Below are 15996 nucleotides of genomic sequence, written 5' to 3'. Positions count from 1 at the left end.
ACGCAACAAGATCACGAGCAGCAACTACAGAACGTAGCGAGCCAAGTCTTCACGCTGAGCCAGAGGTCCCAGTTTGTTGTCGACGTAGGCTGCATCTACAGTCAGGTTGGCCACCCCTGGCTTGCCCGCTTCAAAAGCCAGCTCTTCGAGAAGCTTTTCCATCACTGTGTAGAGGCGACGGGCACCAATGTTTTCCGTCTTCTCGTTGACCTGCCAGGCGATCTCCGCAAGACGGCGGATGCCCTCGGGCGTAAAACCCAGCTCCACACCTTCAGTCGCCATCAGCGCTTCATATTGGCGTGTGAGGCAGGCATCGGTACTGGTGAGGATGCGCTCAAAATCTTCCACACTAAGCGAGTCCAGCTCCACCCGGATCGGGAAGCGCCCCTGCAGTTCCGGGATCAGATCGGAAGGCCGCGAAAGATGGAAGGCGCCGCTGGCAATGAACAGGATGTGGTCAGTCTTGACCATGCCGTACTTGGTATTGATGGTCGTGCCTTCCACCAGGGGCAGCAGGTCACGCTGCACGCCTTGGCGGGAAACATCCGCCCCTTGCAACTCACCGCGTGTGGCGATCTTGTCGATCTCATCCAGAAAGACAATCCCGTTCTGCTCCACAGCGGTCAAAGCGGCAGTCTTGAGTTCGTCGTCATTGACCATGCGGACGGCTTCCTCGTCGGCCAGCACCTTGAGCGCCTCGGCAATCTTCATTTTGCGCAGCTTCTTGCGGCCTTGCCCCATGTTCTGGAACATGCCCTGGAGCTGCTGGGTGAGGTCTTCCATCCCCGGCGGGCCCATGATCTCCATGGTCGCAGCCGCTTGAGCGACTTCGATCTCGATCTCCTTGTCATCAAGTTCGCCTTCGCGCAGCTTCTTGCGGAATTTCTGCCGCGTGGCGCTATCTTCCGTGCTGGGCTCAGGCGTGCCGAAACCCACCGGACGGGCCGGCGGCAGAAGCACATCGAGGATGCGATCCTCGGCAGCATCCTGGGCGCGATCCTTGACGCGGCGCGTGGCATCGGAGCGCGCATCCTTGATAGCGATGTCGACCAGATCGCGGATGATCGTATCCACATCGCGCCCCACGTAGCCCACTTCGGTGAACTTGGTGGCTTCTACCTTGATGAAGGGGGCATTGGCCAACCGCGCCAAACGCCGGGCGATTTCGGTCTTGCCCACACCAGTCGGGCCGATCATCAGGATGTTCTTCGGTGTAATTTCGTGGCGCAGGGGCTCTGCCACCTGGGCACGCCGCCAGCGGTTGCGGAGCGCGATGGCCACCGAGCGCTTGGCGCGGTTCTGGCCGACGATGTGCTTGTCGAGTTCGGAGACGATCTCCGGGGGAGTCATGTTCATGGGCGGAATCCTGAAAACGGGAAGGGGCGGCTTGCCGCGCAAGTCCTTATTTTTCGAGCAGGGCGGGCCTTGCGTCAGAACCATCAAGCGTTTCGATGATGTGGTTCTGGTTGGTGTAGATGCACAGGTCACCCGCAATCGTGAGCGCTTTTTTGACCACCTCGGCAGGGGCCAGTTCGGTATTTTCGATCAGGGCACGGGCAGCCGCCTGGGCATAGGCGCCCCCACTACCGATTGCCACGATGCCTTGCTCGGGTTCGAGCACATCACCGTTGCCAGTAATCACCAATGAGTGTTCCAGATCAGCCACTGCGAGCATCGCCTCCAGGCGGCGCAAGGCCCGGTCAGTCCGCCAGTCCTTGGCGAGTTCTACGGCGCTACGCAGCAGGTTACCCTGATGCTTTTCGAGTTTGGCTTCAAAGCGCTCAAAAAGCGTAAAAGCATCCGCCGTGCCGCCGGCAAAACCGGCCAGGATACGATCCTGATAGATGCGGCGTACCTTGCGGGCGCTACCCTTGATGACGATATTGCCCAGCGTGACCTGACCGTCGCCACCGAGCGCAACCTTGTTGCCGCGCCGTACCGACAGGATGGTGGTGCCGTGGTATTGCTCCATGTGGATGTTCTCCGTAAGAAGGCCCCTTGGGCATGATGCCAGGGCGTAACGGAAAAACAGATGGGTGCGTTCTGCCAGGATTCAAGAGATCCAGGCGAAAGATCAGAACTTCTTGTACTCGATCTGTGCGACCTGATCGATGCCCATCACCCGCATCAGGGCAGCCACCATCTCGTTGGGATGGCGAATCACACAGAGTTTGCCTTGGCCTTGCAGGGTGGCAAACTGGTTGAACAGTGAACCGGCACTCACAAATTCCAGCCGCTGGAGCCCAGAGGCATCAATCTCGATCATGTTGCCATGCTCGGAGGCGTACACCGCCAGCTTGCGCACCACATCAGGCTGCGAGCCGCTGACCACACCATCCAGAATGAAGCATTCTCGCGCCGGTGGCATCACCGCAGCGACGGGTTCTGGCGCCGTCACCACCGATTCGGTCGGATCGCTTACAGGCGCATCCCAGGAGGGCGGAGACTCTTCAAAGGTGATGGCATAGTTGACTGCCATATCCTCAAACTTTTCCTGGTCGCCCAGTTGCTGCATGAGGGCCAGGGCCACTTGCCAGTACACCCGGCCTTCAGGTTCCCCCACCTTCAAACGGGGTTCCAACAAACTCAGCGCCTGCTGCGCCCCACCCATCGCAACCTTGACCTTGCCCTGCTTGAGCATGGCCAACGTGTCATTGAACAGGATGCAGCCTGCTTCATCGATCCCCTTGAGGCGCGACAACTCGATCTTGAGCTTGCCCATCTTGACGCCTATCCGCGCCAACTGCTCAAACTGCGTGCGTGCGGCCCCTGAGAGCACCCCGGTGAGATTGACTGCTGGTGCCCCGTCGCGTGCGGGCGCTGCGGCGGCCTGCGGTGCGCAGCCCTGCCAGACGGGGGGAGATTTTTCGTAGGCCTGGGCATAGGCCACCCCACGCGCATCGAAACTGGCCTTGTCACCAATCAGGCGGTACAGGTCAAAGAGCATGGCCCAAATGCGTTCGGACTGGGAGCCGACACCATTGATGGCCTCTTCCAGCACCGCCTTGGCACCATCTTCATTGGCATTGGCGAAAAGAATCGCGGCCTCTTCAATGGCCGCGACATCTTCATACGTCACTTCTTGAACCTGAATCTTGTCAGCCGCCGCCGCCAAGGCGCGCCCCATATCACCCCCGGCGATATGAGAAAAGTCCATGGTAGTCGTCGACTCGCCTTTGCCCGAGTCGGCAGACCCCACGCCTTTGCTATCACCTTGAGGCTTCTTACCAAAAAATGAGAGAACCATTTGCGTGCGACCGATCAAGAAACTTTATTGCAGGAAGTGCCAGTTATTTTAGCTTACAGCTTATCGGGAGGCCGCTTTGTCTGGCAACTTCCATTCTACATCTACATCTCTACCAATGTTTCCAAGCAGTAGAAAAGCCTAGTCGGCATACAACTTCTGCATGCGCTCCCGACGCGTCTGCGCTTCCACAGACAGTGTGGCGGTTGGGCGGGCAATCAGGCGCGCCAAGCCGATGGGCTCCCCGGTCTCTTCGCAGAAACCATAGCTGCCATCGGTAATCCTGCCCAAAGCCTGATCAATCTTTTTTAATAGCTTGCGCTCACGGTCACGAGTACGCAACTCCAACGCATGCTCTTCTTCAACAGTGGCGCGGTCGGCCGGATCGGCTACGGTTTCCTGCTCGCGCATATGTTCAACGGTCTCATCGACCTTGGCTTGAAGCTCAATGCGCATAGCCAGCAGCCGAGCATTGAAAAACTCGATCTGCTCGGTATTCATGTAGTCCGATTCTGGCATCGCCAACAGTTCGGATTCAGTCAGCGGCATGGAAACACTCCCCATCTGGTTGGTTTGGTTAAATTTGCTTAAACATAGCAACCCAACATTCTGCCGTACTATTCGTTACTTTCACAGTAGGCAGATATTCGGGATTTCGCCATCTGGCGGACCAGTAGCATCTCAATGTGACGTTACAATAGCAGGATGAACGAAATCCAGCACCTCCCCCTTCAGTCTGTGTGGCCTGTACGCGTCTATTACGAGGACACCGACGCCGGGGGCGTAGTGTATTACGCAAACTATCTCAAGTTCTGTGAACGCGCACGCACCGAATGGCTACGCAGCCTGGGCATCAGCCAGCACCACCTGCTCACCGAGCGTAGTCTGGCCTTTGTCGTAGCGCATTTCAGTGCCGATTATCTGAAATCTGCGGAACTTGATGACGAATTGGCGGTCATCTCCACCATCGCGGGGCTGGGAGCCGCTACCATCACCTTCCGCCAGGAAGTCCGTCGTGGCGGCACGCTGTTGTTTGCCGCCACCGTCAAGGTGGCTTGTGTCGACTGGGCGCAACGCCGTGCTGCCCGCATCCCTGACGACCTGCGCCCCTTATTTGAAAGCAAAGCATGACCGAAGATTTATCCATCCTTACCCTGATCGCCCAGGCCAGCCTGGTCGTCAAGATCGTCATGGCCATCCTGGCCAGCATTTCTTTCATGTCCTGGTATTGGATCTTCTACAAGGGTTTCTCCATCAGCGCGGCCCGCTCCGCCACCGCCGATTTCGAGCAATCCTTCTGGAGCGGGGGCGACCTGACCATTCTGTTCCGCAACATCTCCAATGATCGTGACAGCGCCGGGCCGCTGGGCCGCATCTTCGAGGCGGGTTACCGTGAATTCTCCAAGCTCCACGGCCAGAAGACCCTGGAAGCCTCTGACATCATCAACGGTGCGCGCCGCGCGATGCGGGCGACCTACCAGCGCGAACTCGACGACCTGGAAGCGCATCTGGCCTTCCTCGCCTCGGTCGGTTCGGTCAGCCCCTACATCGGTCTGTTCGGTACGGTCTGGGGGATCATGAACGCCTTCCGTGGGCTCTCCAACGTCAGCTCCGCCACCCTGGCCCACGTCGCCCCTGGGATTGCCGAGGCGCTGGTGGCCACGGCCATCGGCCTGTTTGCCGCCATCCCTGCCGTGCTGGCCTATAACCGCTACGCCCATGACATTGACCGCCTGAGCATCCGTTTCGAGAGCTTTGTGGAAGAGTTCTCCAACATCCTGCAACGCCAGTTGCGCTGAACGGGGAGGCACGTAGAACATGCGACAACGTCGCCTGATGAACCAGATCAACGTCGTGCCCTACATCGACGTGATGCTGGTGCTGCTGGTGATCTTCATGGTCACTGCCCCGATGATGCCCACCGGCACGGTGGATCTGCCCAGCGTAGCCAAGACCTCGGCCCCCACGGCCAAACAGCCCATGGTCATCCACATCAACAAGGAAAATGACTGGACGCTCAAAGACCGTGGCTCGCCCCAGGAAGCCATGCCGGTCGACAAGGAAGAGTTGGTGGCCCGTCTGCGTGATGCGCAGGCCAGCGACCCCGAAAAACCGGTTGTGATCGAAGCTGAAAAGCGCGTGCGCTACGACGCCGTGATGCAGGTCATGGACCTGCTACAACGCAACCAGATCGCCAAAGTGGGCCTGCTCGTAAAGCCTGCTGAGAAGTAAATCGCAGTGGAATCAAGCCTCTACCGTCCCGTCGAAAGCCCTGCAACCAAGTGGGGCGCCATCGCTGCCAGCGTGGCCATGCACGGCGTGCTGCTGCTGGTGTTGTTCTATGGCATGCATTGGCAAAGCAACCCCTCCGAAACGATCAGCGCCGATCTGGTCGCCAGCCTGCCCGCACTGCCGCCCCCACCGACTGCCGCGCCACAGCCTAAGCCCGAACCGCCTGCACCGGTGATCAAGCCCCAGCCTCGCCCGGAACCTGTGGATGAGCCGCCACCACCGGTCAAACCGGACATTGCCATCAAGCAACCCGAAAAAAAGCCCAAGAAGGAAGAGCCCAAGCCCGAACCCAAACCGGAGCCCAGACCTGAACCGAAAAAGCCTGAACCTAAGCCCGAGCCCAAAAAGTCAGAGTCCAAACCCGAACCGAAAAAGGACGTTGACCGCAATGATGAGTTGTTGAAAATGGACAGCGACCGGGTCAGCCGCATCAACCGCTCCAACAACACCAGCCGCGACAGTACCAGTGACCGCATGGCCGCCATGATGAACCAGGACACCCAGCGTCGCGTGGGCAATGCTGCCTTGGGTAACGCACTGGATGAATGGAAGAAGAAGATTGAAGGCAAGGTTCGCGGTAAGCTGATTCTGCCTCCGAGCGTGAAGGGAGACCCCACCGCCACCTTCAAAATCGATCTGCTGCCAGACTGCTCGCTGGCGCAAGACCCGCAACTGGTCAAAAGTTCGGGCAACCCGGTGCTGGATGAGGCAATCAAAAACGCGATCATCAAGGCCAGCCCCCTGCCCATGCCGTCCAAACAAGAGGTGTTCCAAAGGTCTCTGACCCTTGTGTTCCACCCCTTGCGCGACGAGTAAACGCCCTAATTGATCATGCATCCCCAAAGACTCTTCGCGGCACCCCTGCTAGGCTTGACTAGGCTGATCACACAGACAGGCAGGGCAACTGCTCCTTTGGGAGGCGGCAAACAGGTGTGGTTTGGGCCAATTCGTGTCAAAATTCACAATCAGTCGGCATTGTCACCCGGCAGCAACAGCCACCGGCATGCATTTGGGCGGGGGCTGTTGCCAGATGGCAACATTGGTGCGTTACGCTTGAGTCAAATTTTGCGGAACTCAAAGCAAGGCACTGCTGTCAAATGCGCGAACCTGCGTTCCGCGCCTTTGCCAAGCCCTTTGTTGCCAGAAGTTTTTGAAAAAACGCTAAAACTTGTTTTTGATCCACTGCGCGATTGAGCGAGAACGGTAAAATCCACCCATGTTACGCAGAAAATTTCTTTTGGGCCTGCTGAGCCTGATCGCCAGCAGTGCTTGTTTTGCTCAATTGACCATTGAGATTTCAGGAGCAGGGGCCAACCGCCTGCCCATCGCAGTCGCCTCATTTGCGGGGGAAAACAAGCTGCCCGCTGCGATCAGCGAAGTCATCCAGTTTGACCTGAACCGTAGTGGTGTCTTCAAGCTGATTGATACTGCCGGGGTCGCCGCACCTGAAGTCCCCAGCCCGGATTTCAGCCAATGGCGCGGCCGTGGTGCTGACGCGCTGGTGCTCGGCACAGTCAATTCCTTGGCCGATGGGCGCATGGAAGTGCGCTTCCGCCTGTTTGATACCACCAAGCAGAGCCAGCTCGAAGGCCAGGCCATTACTTTTCGTACCGAGACTGCCCGCCGCACCGGGCACCAGATCGCGGACATCATCTACCAGCGCCTGACGGGTCTGCCTGGCATTTTCTCGACCCGCATCGCCTATATTGAACGGCAAGGCAAACGCTACCGCCTGATGGTGGATGATTCTGACGGGCAAAACCCGCAGGCCGCGCTGATCTCTGGCGAACCCATCATCTCGCCCGCCTGGTCGCCCGACGGTAGCCGCATCGCCTATGTCAGCTTCGAGAAGAAGAAACCTATCGTCTACGTCCGCCCCCTGGGCAGTTCGATGCCTTTTGTGCTGGCCAACTTCAAGGGCTCCAATTCTGCTCCGGCCTGGTCGCCCGATGGCCGCAAGCTGGCCGTTACGCTGACCAAGGATGGCCTGTCGCAGCTCTATCTGCTCAACGCCGATGGCTCGGGCCTGCGCCGCCTGACCACCTCAGCAGGGATCGATACCGAGCCGGTCTTCTCGCCCGATGGGGCCTCTATCTATTTCACTTCAGATCGCGGCGGCAGCCCGCAGATCTACAAGATTCCTGCCGAAGGGGGCAATGCGCAACGCGTAACCTTCGAAGGGAGTTACAATGTGAGCCCTCGCATCTCTCCTGACGGAAAAACCTTGGCCTATATCGCCCGTAACAACGGCATGTTCCAGGTCACCGTGCAGGATCTGGCAACGCAGCAGACCCAGATCCTGACTGATTCCGCCAAGGATGAATCGCCCAGTTTTGCACCCGACGGGCGCACCATCCTGTATGCAACCGAGGTTGGTGGCCGTGGTGTATTGGCAACAGTATCCATTGATGGCCGTGTGCGTCAGCGCCTGAGCAGTGCCCAGGTTGGCGATGTTCGCGAACCAGCATGGGGGCCGCTCGCCAAGTAAAATGACCGTGTGACGCTTGTTTAATTACTGTCCGGAGAACACTATGAAGAAAACCCTTCTCGCCTCTGTCATCCTGTCTGCCTTGTTGGCAGCTTGTACCACGACGCCGACTGAACAAGCCGCGCCGACCACCCCGACTGCTGGCACTGCAACCACCACTACCCCCACGACTCCCGCCGTGACCCAGGCTGCAGATACCACCAAGAAGGCTAACCCTTGGGATGCGCTGAAGGACCCGAACAACATCCTGTCCAAGCGCAGCGTGTATTTCGACTTCGACAAGTATGAAGTCAAGCTCGACTACATGCCCCTGGTTGAAGCTCACGCCAAGTTCCTGAAGGCCAATGGCGACGCCAAGGTGCTCGTCCAAGGCAACGCCGATGAACGCGGCTCCAGCGAATACAACCTGGCCCTGGGCCAAAAGCGCGCCAACGCCGTCAAGCAAACCTTGACCACGCTGGGCGTCAAGGACAGCCAGATTGAAGCCGTCAGCCTGGGCAAGGAAAAGCCCCGTGCAACCGGTCATGACGAAGCCTCCTGGGCTGAAAACCGTCGTGACGACATCCTCTACAACGGCGAATACTAATCCGCCCGTTGTTTGCTCTAGGGGATAATCCCCTGGCCCCACCCGGCACAGCCGGAGTGTGTCCGCCCCAAGGCGGGCAGGCTCTGCTGGCCGGGTTCTGCATTGTAATCTGCACGCTTGTGCCCCTGTTTTCAGGAGAACAGCCTTGAAAAACCGTCTCTCGTTGCTCGCTTGTCTGACACTCTTATCCTGGCTACCGCCTGCCCATGCAGGGCTGTTTGATGATGATGAAGCGCGCCGCCGGATCGAGCAGACACGTCAGGATGTTGAAACCCGTCTGCAAAAAGTGGAAGCCTCAAATGAGCTGGTGCTGAATAACCAGACCCGGCAAATTGCCCAGATTGAGGCGCTGCGCCAGGATCTGGCGCGCCTGACGGGGCAGATCGAAGTGTTGAGCAACGACGCGGACCAGACCCAGAAGCGCCAAAAAGATTTCTATATCGACCTGGATAACCGGGTGCGTCGCCTGGAAGGCGCGCTGGCCCAGCTACAGCAGGGCGGAGCCATCCCCACCAGCCAATCGGCGCCGGGTGCCAAGGCCGATGGCCCGGCCCAGAGCGCTTCATCAGACCCTGCCCAGGAAAGCCGGGACTATGAGGCTGCCATCAACGCCCTGCGCGGCGGCAAGCATGTCGATGCGGCCGCAGGCTTCAAACAGTTCATCAAGAATTACCCCAAGAGCGGTTTTCTGCCAGGGGCCAATTTCTGGCTGGGCGCATCCCTAGTCAAGGCGCATGACTTTGAAGGCGCACGCGACGCCTACACCAAGGTTGCCAATACCTGGCCGGATGACATCCTCGCCCCGGATGCCCTGTTGGGCCTCTCCGGCGTTCAAAAAGAACTGGGCGACGCAAAGGCCGAACGTGCCGCACTGGATAAGCTGATCGCCAAGTACCCCAATAGCGAAGCGGCCAAGGTCGCCAAGCAACGTTTGAAGAAGAAGTAAGCCCATGAGCAGCCCCCCGCGTTTGCGCATCAGTGAGATTTTCTATTCCCTGCAAGGGGAATCGACGCGTGCCGGGCTGCCCACGGTTTTTGTACGCCTCACCGGGTGCCCGCTGCGTTGCAGTTGGTGTGATACGGAATACGCCTTTACCGGCGGCACCCACCACAGCATTGATGAGATCCTGGCCGAAGTGGCCCGCCACCAGACACCCTATGTGTGCGTCACCGGGGGCGAGCCACTGGCCCAGAAGCATTGCCTGACCTTGCTGCATGCCCTGTGCGACGCGGGCTACTCTGTGTCGCTGGAAACCAGTGGCGCGCTGGACATTGCCGAAGTCAATCCACGCGTGTCGCGGATCATGGACTTGAAGGCCCCCGGCTCAGGCGAAGTCAGCAAGAACCGGCTGGAAAATATCCCGCTGTTGCGCGCAAGCGATGAACTGAAGATCATCATCTCCGACGAGCAGGACTACCTCTGGGCCCGCGAGATGCTGCATGAGCATCATCTGCATCAACGCTGCACCGTGCTGCTCTCACCCGTGGCAGGCACGCTGCCGCCCCATAAACTTGCCGAGTGGATTCTCCGCGATCACCTGCCGGTGCGCATGCAGTTGCAGATGCACCGTGTGATCTGGGGCAATCGCACCGGCGTCTGAACATTTTCACCGGAACCGGAAATCGTCATGCCCGCACCACGCGCTGTCGTCCTGCTCTCCGGCGGCCTGGACTCCGCCACCTGCCTCGCCATTGCCCGTGCCGAGGGATTTGAAACCTACGCCCTGTCGGTCGCCTATGGCCAACGCCATGCCGCCGAACTGGCCGCTGCACGCCGCGTAGCTGCAGCACTGGGCGCGCGCGAACATCGTCTGGCCCATGTCGACCTGGGGCAATTCGGTGGCTCAGCCCTAACGGATGCCACCATCGAAGTCCCCACCAGCGGTGTTCAAGCCGGTGGTATCCCCGTGACCTATGTGCCTGCGCGCAACACCGTGATGCTCTCGCTGGCCCTGGGCTGGGCTGAAGTGCTGGGCGCCAATGACATCTACGTGGGGGTCAACGCGGTGGATTACTCGGGCTACCCGGATTGCCGCCCGGAATTCATCGCCGCCTATGAGGCAATGGCGAATCTGGCGACCAAGGTCGGGGTGGAAGGCGCCAAGATGCATATCCACGCGCCGCTGATCAAGCTCTCCAAGGCCGAGATCGTGCAGCGTGGCACCGCGCTGGGCGTGGATTACGGCATGACCGTCTCCTGCTACAAGGCCGACGACCAAGGCCGTGCCTGTGGCCAGTGCGATGCCTGCCGCCTGCGCAGCGCCGGTTTCGTCACAGCCGGGCTGGCAGACCCCACCCCCTACGCCTGAGAACCTGTTCAGGCTGCGCTGGGAAAATCCCCATCCACGTAGTACCAGCGCCCGCCTTCCTTCACAAAGCGACTCGCTTCGTGCATGCGCTCAGCCCGCCCGTTGATACGGCAGCGGGCCACAAACTCCACGGTGCCGTGGCTAGCGTCCTGCATCTGCGCGCCCAGCACCTGCAAACCGATCCATTTGGTCGGCGGATCGGAAAGATCCAGGGTTTCCGGGCGGGTACCAGCATACCAGCTTGCCAAGAGATAATCAGATAAGCCCATGGCATATGCGCTGTAGCGCGAGCGCATCAATGCTTCTGGCGTAGACGCAGGCAAACCGCCATGGTAGGGCGCGCAGCATTGCGCATAACCGCTGCCTGATCCGCAGGGGCACGGCTCCAACGCCCCCGCCTTGTTCTTCTTGCTCATGCTATTCCGTTTCCAGATCAATACGATCACGCAGGTTAGAAATGGAATTATTGCCCGTCGATAGCCTTATCCATCATCTTGCGGCGCATCTCTTCGATATTGCTGGCGGCAGGATCAGGCGCGGATACGGGTTTGACGGCGGGGGCCTCCACCACACTCATCTTGTCCTCAGCGCGCACGCGCTCGGCCTTCTTGCCCGCCGGAGGCTGGGTGCCGTAAGCCCACTGGCCACGCTCATCCTTCCAGCGATAGACCACCTCAGGCTGGCTCACCACCTCACGCCAGCGCGCAGGGCGCAACCAGTCCTGGCTCCAGGCCACCCCCGCCACTACAAGTAGCAACACTATCAGCCAAGCTTTCAAGGCCTATCCCGCCATCACAATCGAAGCGGAATATTATCCTTCTTTATCCGGGTTTTTCGCAAATTAACGCAACCTGTCAAATGCATACCCTGAAGGCTCGACCAACTGGCAAAACTGAAAAATCGAACCATGCTGAGGGCGTAATACTTCTGGGAGGCTCCTATCATGAGCACAACCAAGCTTGCTTCTCCGTGGTCTGGCGACGTATTCCAATGGATGCGGTCAATGGGGCAGTTCGGCCTCATCAACGTCAACCTCAGTGGCAGTCAAAACCCCGTTCTGGAAGAAGGCATCATCGTTCATTGGAGTTATGGACGGCAGTTGGGACGCCTGCTTCGCATGATGACTGTTTTGGTCGAACACCTGGATCGCAGCACACTCAACAAAGAAGAACGCCAAATCCTGCATGATTTTGACTCGATGACCAACGAGATCAACAACATCCGCAAGCATCACGAGGACAACTGATCATCCCCGCAAAGCAGCTGCCTTTGTATTTCAACCAGACGCGAACTGACCCCGATTGGCTCTGCCGCACCTGTCAGTTCGCGTATCTGGGCGGAGGCTAAAGCCTGCCGTGAGAGGTAGCATTGTTTGTAGGAAGTCAGACAAAAGCCTTGCCCATGCGCAGGTGTGACGCATTACCACATAGCTGCATGCTGACCAGTTACAATCCCTCGAAAATGCTTACAAATAATAGTAGTCAAATCGGGGTGGGTGAGTATGGATGCAGCGGTGTTCAAGATCAGGTTCAGTGGTCAGTGTCTGCCGGGCTTTGAAGAATCCCAAGTACGCAGCCTGCTGGAACAACGCGGGGCGTTCAGTGCGGCCCAGCTCAACGCAGTCTTCCGGGGCGGCCCGGTCACCCTCAAACAGGGTTTACCACTGGAGAAAGCTGCGCACTATCTCGCCCAACTGCGCAAGATCGGCATGGATGTCGCCGTAGAACCCGACACAAGCCACACGGCGCCCGCCACAACGCCAAGTGCTTCACAAGACACACAAGCCCAACAGGCCACACAACCCCGCCCAAACAACGCGGCTGAACACATCTGCCCACGCTGTGGTTCCATGCGCCTGGCCGGGCAGCCCTGCAGTGTGTGCCTGGGCAAAACAGCGCAACCCAAGCCAGCCGCAGCCCCCCAACCAGTGCAGGCGCCGCCGCAGGTAACAGAGACACCCGACGACTCCACCGACCGCACCACACTCTGGGGGCTGAGCTTCTTTGGGCGCATGAATCCAGCCCACTACCTGCTGGCCACCTTTGGCGCCTACCTGATACAGGATATTTTTCATGGAGAAAAATTCATTGCACTCCTGGCTGGGGCGAAAATTCCGGACCCCGGACTATTCAGCCTGCTGGCCTGCGCATTCTTTGTCTTCCAGCTGACCCGTGTCTCTGCACTGCGCCTGCATGACCTGGGGCTCCCCGGCTTTCTGGCCGTCGCCTACGTGGCTCTTTGTGGATTCTGCGGCAAGACTTTCGGCACCCACATGGGGCTCAATCTGCTCCAGTGTGGCGTACTACTACTTGCAGTCCTGCCCTCAGCAGGGCGCAACAAGTATGGCTGGACGCCAAGCGCGATTGGCAAACCGTTTGAATGGTACGCCCCCGGCATACGTGCCAACCGGGTTTTCTTCTTGTCACGCATTTTCAGCGTTCTGAGTATCTGGGTCGCGTTCAGCCTGTTCAACATTTTTATCCTGGGTTTCTTTCTTCGCTTGTTCGGAGCATCACCCATCACATTTGCTGCAGCCAACTTTCTGGTTACTGGCTACACCTTGCAGTTGTTCCTCGCACGCATTCATGACATAGGAATGAGTGGTCGCTGGCTGATTCTCTACGGCATCCTCACCATGATTCGGGTCTTGATGGCCTCAAGCTTGCAACTCGGCGGGGTTGGAACACTCCTGGTCCTATTGATTGTCTTGATAGAAATCATCATATTCATCATGCTGGCGGTCATGTCTGGTCAATCTTCGGATAACCGCTTCGGCCCGGCGCCTGCGGCATGCAGCACGCGGGCATTGTGGGGTAACCTGATTTTCCTGATCCTGATCAGCGCCCATCTGATTCTGCGCATTGCGGACTCCGGCGCGTTCCAGAAGCTACAAATGCTGCACTGAACCTGTTCAGGCAATCTGGCACAACGCCATCTTGGGGCGTAAAGAAGGAGATTGATGTGCTATCGCGCTCCATGCGCAAGCACATCAATCCATCCCAAACGCATGGTTTATCACCCCCGCAAGGCGGCCGCCAACGCTTGAACTTCAGCCAGGGCGGCTTCTACGCCCTGCGCGGCCAGCACTTCCACCAGCCGCGAGCCGACCACGATCAGCTCGGCCACACCTGCCAGTTCGCGCACCTGGACGGGGGTGCGGATGCCAAAGCCCGCCGCCAGCGGCAGGGTGGTGTGGCGGCGCACCTGCGCCAGTGCGGTTTCCACCTGCGCGGCGGTACAGCTTGCGGCCCCGGTCGTACCGGTAAGGGTGACGTGGTAGACGAAGCCCGTGGCCCCCTGGAGCACCTTTTCCAGCCGTACGTCATCGCTGGTAGGAGCGGTCATGCGGATCAGGTGCAGCCCCGCTTCCTGCGCCAGTTGATGGTAGGGCGCCATATGCTCGACAGGTAAATCGACGAGAATCAGGCCATCCACGCCCGCCCGGGCAGCATCCTGCATGAAACCTGCGGCGCCATATTGCATCACCGGGTTGAGATAACCCATCAGGATCACCGGCGTCTGCGCGTCGCTCTGGCGCAGCGCCTGCACCAGTTCCAGGGTACGGGCAGCGGTTTGTCCGGCAGCGCGGGCGCGGATGTGGGCAGCCTGGATGGCGGGGCCATCGGCAACCGGGTCGCTGAAGGGTAGCCCCAGTTCGATCAGGTCGGCCCCGGCTGCACCCAGGCCTTGCAGCAGGCGCAGGCTGGTGGCGAAGTCGGGGTCTCCGGCGGTGAAGTAGCTCACCAGGGCGCTGCGGGGGCGTTGGCGCAGGCGTGCGAGGGTATGGTCGATACGGTTCATTGTGCAGCCTCCTGATGGGCGATCACGGTGTCGACATCCTTGTCGCCTCGCCCGGAGAGGCAGACGACGAGGTTCTGGTCGCGCCCCAGCGTAGGGGCGAGCTTGCGTGCAAAGGCGAGCGCATGGGCACTTTCCAGTGCAGGGAGAATGCCTTCCAGGCGCGCCAGCCAGTGGAAGGCGTCCAGCGCCTCGGCATCGGTGGCGGATTCGTACTTCACCCGGCCGCATTCATGCAGCAGGGCGTGTTCCGGGCCCACGCCGGGGTAATCCAGCCCGGCGGAAATCGAGTAGGCATTGATGATCTGGCCATCACCATCCTGCAACAGGTAGGTGAGATTGCCATGCAGCACGCCTGGGCTGCCCGCCCCCAAACAGGCAGCATGCTTGCCACTGACAAGGCCCAGGCCACCGGCTTCCACGCCGTAGAAACGCACGGCAGGTTCTGCCAGGAAGGGGTGGAAGAAGCCAATCGCATTCGACCCGCCCCCCACGCAGGCAACCATGGCATCGGGCAGGCGCCCGGTCTTGGTCAGGATCTGTTCGCGGGTCTCGATGCCGATGATGCGCTGGAATTCGCGCACCAGACGGGGGTAGGGGTGAGGCCCGGCCCCAGTACCGAGCAGATAGTAGGTGTCCCCCACGTTGGTGATCCAGTCGCGCAGGGCTTCGTTCATGGCATCCTTGAGCGTGGCGGTGCCAGCATGCACGGCGCGCACTTCGGCCCCCAACAGGCGCATGCGGCGCACGTTGGCCGCCTGCCGGGCCATGTCTTCCGCCCCCATGTAGACCGCGCATTCCAGCCCGAAGAGAGCGCAAACCGTGGCGGTGGCCACGCCATGCTGGCCTGCGCCGGTCTCAGCAATCACCCGCCGCTTGCCCATGCGCTGAGCGAGCAGGATCTGGCCGACGCAGTTGTTGATCTTGTGGGCGCCAGTATGGTTCAGGTCTTCCCGCTTGAGGTAGATCTGCGCCCCGTCCAGTGCGGCACTCAGGCGCTCGGCCAGAAACAGCGGACTGGGCCGCCCAACGTAATCACTCAAAATGCCACGGTAGGCGCTCCAGAACGCCGGATCGGCAATCGCGGCCTCAAATGCACGGGTAAGCGCATCGAGCGCAGGCATGAGGGTCTCAGGCATGTAGGCGCCACCAAAACGCCCGAACAGCCCGGCTGCATCCGGCCCTTCGCCGCAATAAGGCGTGGTCTGGGTTTCCATGATTCGCTCCAGGGTGTGAACTGTTTTTTCAGCTTAACCATGAACAAATCGTCTATAAATCG

General features: G+C 59.5%; 19 protein-coding genes. 11 read left to right on the top strand and 8 right to left on the bottom strand.

Going from position 1 to position 15996, the window contains the following annotated elements:
* Nucleotides 1-24: 24 nt before the first annotated feature.
* The 4 genes from hslU to dksA all read right to left on the bottom strand — a co-directional run bounded on the left by hslU (nt 25) and on the right by dksA (nt 3793).
* Nucleotides 25-1356, bottom strand: a complete 1332-nt coding sequence (hslU, locus tag B145_RS0102640; protein WP_018604994.1) for an ATP-dependent protease ATPase subunit HslU — start codon at nt 1354-1356, stop codon at nt 25-27.
* A gap of 46 nt (nt 1357-1402) precedes the next feature.
* On the bottom strand, nt 1403-1972 hold the full coding sequence (gene hslV / locus B145_RS0102635; protein WP_018604993.1) for an ATP-dependent protease subunit HslV: 570 nt from the start codon (nt 1970-1972) through the stop codon (nt 1403-1405).
* A 102-nt stretch (nt 1973-2074) separates the two neighbouring features.
* Nucleotides 2075-3247 (bottom strand): STAS domain-containing protein, encoded by a 1173-nt coding sequence (locus B145_RS0102630; protein ID WP_018604992.1) that lies wholly within the window; start codon nt 3245-3247, stop codon nt 2075-2077.
* Nucleotides 3248-3385: 138 nt separating this feature from the next.
* Entirely contained in the window at nt 3386-3793 is a 408-nt protein-coding gene (gene dksA / locus B145_RS0102625) for an RNA polymerase-binding protein DksA (RefSeq protein ID WP_018604991.1), read from the bottom strand.
* Nucleotides 3794-3949: 156 nt separating this feature from the next.
* On the opposite strand from dksA, the gene ybgC reads away from it, so the two are divergent.
* The 9 genes from ybgC (at nt 3950) to queC (ending at nt 10919) form a co-directional block, all read left to right on the top strand.
* On the top strand, nt 3950-4375 hold the full coding sequence (gene ybgC / locus B145_RS0102620) for a tol-pal system-associated acyl-CoA thioesterase (protein ID WP_018604990.1): 426 nt from the start codon (nt 3950-3952) through the stop codon (nt 4373-4375).
* Nucleotides 4372-5043, top strand: coding sequence for a protein TolQ (gene tolQ / locus B145_RS0102615; protein WP_018604989.1), 672 nt, complete (start codon nt 4372-4374; stop codon nt 5041-5043). The genes ybgC and tolQ overlap by 4 nt, the downstream gene beginning before the upstream one ends.
* A gap of 19 nt (nt 5044-5062) precedes the next feature.
* The gene (gene tolR / locus B145_RS0102610; RefSeq protein ID WP_018604988.1) at nt 5063-5476 is read left to right on the top strand and encodes a protein TolR; all 414 of its coding nucleotides are present in this window, start codon (nt 5063-5065) and stop codon (nt 5474-5476) included.
* A gap of 6 nt (nt 5477-5482) precedes the next feature.
* Nucleotides 5483-6352, top strand: a complete 870-nt coding sequence (locus B145_RS0102605) for a cell envelope integrity TolA family protein (protein ID WP_018604987.1) — start codon at nt 5483-5485, stop codon at nt 6350-6352.
* Nucleotides 6353-6752: 400 nt separating this feature from the next.
* Nucleotides 6753-8024, top strand: coding sequence for a Tol-Pal system beta propeller repeat protein TolB (tolB, locus tag B145_RS0102595; protein WP_018604985.1), 1272 nt, complete (start codon nt 6753-6755; stop codon nt 8022-8024).
* A gap of 43 nt (nt 8025-8067) precedes the next feature.
* Entirely contained in the window at nt 8068-8610 is a 543-nt protein-coding gene (pal, locus tag B145_RS0102590) for a peptidoglycan-associated lipoprotein Pal (protein WP_018604984.1), read from the top strand.
* Between the two features lie 145 nt (nt 8611-8755).
* Entirely contained in the window at nt 8756-9556 is an 801-nt protein-coding gene (gene ybgF, locus B145_RS0102585) for a tol-pal system protein YbgF (protein WP_018604983.1), read from the top strand.
* A 4-nt stretch (nt 9557-9560) separates the two neighbouring features.
* Complete coding sequence (queE, locus tag B145_RS0102580) at nt 9561-10211, top strand: 7-carboxy-7-deazaguanine synthase QueE (protein ID WP_018604982.1); 651 nt, start codon at nt 9561-9563, stop codon at nt 10209-10211.
* Between the two features lie 27 nt (nt 10212-10238).
* Nucleotides 10239-10919 (top strand): 7-cyano-7-deazaguanine synthase QueC, encoded by a 681-nt coding sequence (gene queC / locus B145_RS0102575; protein WP_018604981.1) that lies wholly within the window; start codon nt 10239-10241, stop codon nt 10917-10919.
* Nucleotides 10920-10927: 8 nt separating this feature from the next.
* Here the strand turns inward: queC and B145_RS0102570 are convergent, their stop codons facing one another.
* Nucleotides 10928-11335 (bottom strand): YchJ family protein, encoded by a 408-nt coding sequence (locus B145_RS0102570; protein ID WP_018604980.1) that lies wholly within the window; start codon nt 11333-11335, stop codon nt 10928-10930.
* Between the two features lie 47 nt (nt 11336-11382).
* Nucleotides 11383-11697 carry a DUF4124 domain-containing protein gene (locus B145_RS0102565; RefSeq protein WP_083917574.1) on the bottom strand — a complete coding sequence of 105 codons (315 nt, stop codon included), beginning with the start codon at nt 11695-11697 and terminating at the stop codon, nt 11383-11385.
* Between the two features lie 165 nt (nt 11698-11862).
* On the opposite strand from B145_RS0102565, the gene B145_RS24165 reads away from it, so the two are divergent.
* Nucleotides 11863-12165 (top strand): hypothetical protein, encoded by a 303-nt coding sequence (locus B145_RS24165; RefSeq protein ID WP_157288238.1) that lies wholly within the window; start codon nt 11863-11865, stop codon nt 12163-12165.
* Between the two features lie 267 nt (nt 12166-12432).
* Nucleotides 12433-13824, top strand: coding sequence for a DUF805 domain-containing protein (locus B145_RS0102555; protein ID WP_157288237.1), 1392 nt, complete (start codon nt 12433-12435; stop codon nt 13822-13824).
* A 110-nt stretch (nt 13825-13934) separates the two neighbouring features.
* Here the strand turns inward: B145_RS0102555 and trpA are convergent, their stop codons facing one another.
* Nucleotides 13935-14720: a tryptophan synthase subunit alpha gene (trpA, locus tag B145_RS0102550; protein WP_018604973.1), complete on the bottom strand. Its 786-nt coding sequence runs from the start codon at nt 14718-14720 to the stop codon at nt 13935-13937.
* Nucleotides 14717-15934 (bottom strand): tryptophan synthase subunit beta, encoded by a 1218-nt coding sequence (gene trpB / locus B145_RS0102545; protein WP_018604972.1) that lies wholly within the window; start codon nt 15932-15934, stop codon nt 14717-14719. Before trpB ends, trpA begins: the two co-directional genes overlap by 4 nt.
* Nucleotides 15935-15996: the final 62 nt, after the last annotated feature.

It is taken from the genome of Uliginosibacterium gangwonense DSM 18521 (genome assembly GCF_000373965.1).
GTDB classification, from domain to species: domain Bacteria; phylum Pseudomonadota; class Gammaproteobacteria; order Burkholderiales; family Rhodocyclaceae; genus Uliginosibacterium; species Uliginosibacterium gangwonense.
Note: the sequence above shows the minus strand (reverse complement) of the source record. Positions and strands in the feature narration are given on the sequence as shown.

Excerpts from the sequence above, each read along its gene's own strand:
- hslU (WP_018604994.1), bottom strand. The coding sequence starts at position 1,356 with ATGAACATGACTCCCCCGGAGATCGTCTCCGAACTCGACAAGCACATC.
- hslV (WP_018604993.1), bottom strand. The coding sequence starts at position 1,972 with ATGGAGCAATACCACGGCACCACCATCCTGTCGGTACGGCGCGGCAAC.
- B145_RS0102630 (WP_018604992.1), bottom strand. The coding sequence starts at position 3,247 with ATGGTTCTCTCATTTTTTGGTAAGAAGCCTCAAGGTGATAGCAAAGGC.
- dksA (WP_018604991.1), bottom strand. The coding sequence starts at position 3,793 with ATGCCGCTGACTGAATCCGAACTGTTGGCGATGCCAGAATCGGACTAC.
- ybgC (WP_018604990.1), top strand. The coding sequence starts at position 3,950 with ATGAACGAAATCCAGCACCTCCCCCTTCAGTCTGTGTGGCCTGTACGC.
- tolQ (WP_018604989.1), top strand. The coding sequence starts at position 4,372 with ATGACCGAAGATTTATCCATCCTTACCCTGATCGCCCAGGCCAGCCTG.
- tolR (WP_018604988.1), top strand. The coding sequence starts at position 5,063 with ATGCGACAACGTCGCCTGATGAACCAGATCAACGTCGTGCCCTACATC.
- tolB (WP_018604985.1), top strand. The coding sequence starts at position 6,753 with ATGTTACGCAGAAAATTTCTTTTGGGCCTGCTGAGCCTGATCGCCAGC.
- pal (WP_018604984.1), top strand. The coding sequence starts at position 8,068 with ATGAAGAAAACCCTTCTCGCCTCTGTCATCCTGTCTGCCTTGTTGGCA.
- queE (WP_018604982.1), top strand. The coding sequence starts at position 9,561 with ATGAGCAGCCCCCCGCGTTTGCGCATCAGTGAGATTTTCTATTCCCTG.
- queC (WP_018604981.1), top strand. The coding sequence starts at position 10,239 with ATGCCCGCACCACGCGCTGTCGTCCTGCTCTCCGGCGGCCTGGACTCC.
- B145_RS0102570 (WP_018604980.1), bottom strand. The coding sequence starts at position 11,335 with ATGAGCAAGAAGAACAAGGCGGGGGCGTTGGAGCCGTGCCCCTGCGGA.
- B145_RS24165 (WP_157288238.1), top strand. The coding sequence starts at position 11,863 with ATGAGCACAACCAAGCTTGCTTCTCCGTGGTCTGGCGACGTATTCCAA.
- trpA (WP_018604973.1), bottom strand. The coding sequence starts at position 14,720 with ATGAACCGTATCGACCATACCCTCGCACGCCTGCGCCAACGCCCCCGC.
- trpB (WP_018604972.1), bottom strand. The coding sequence starts at position 15,934 with ATGGAAACCCAGACCACGCCTTATTGCGGCGAAGGGCCGGATGCAGCC.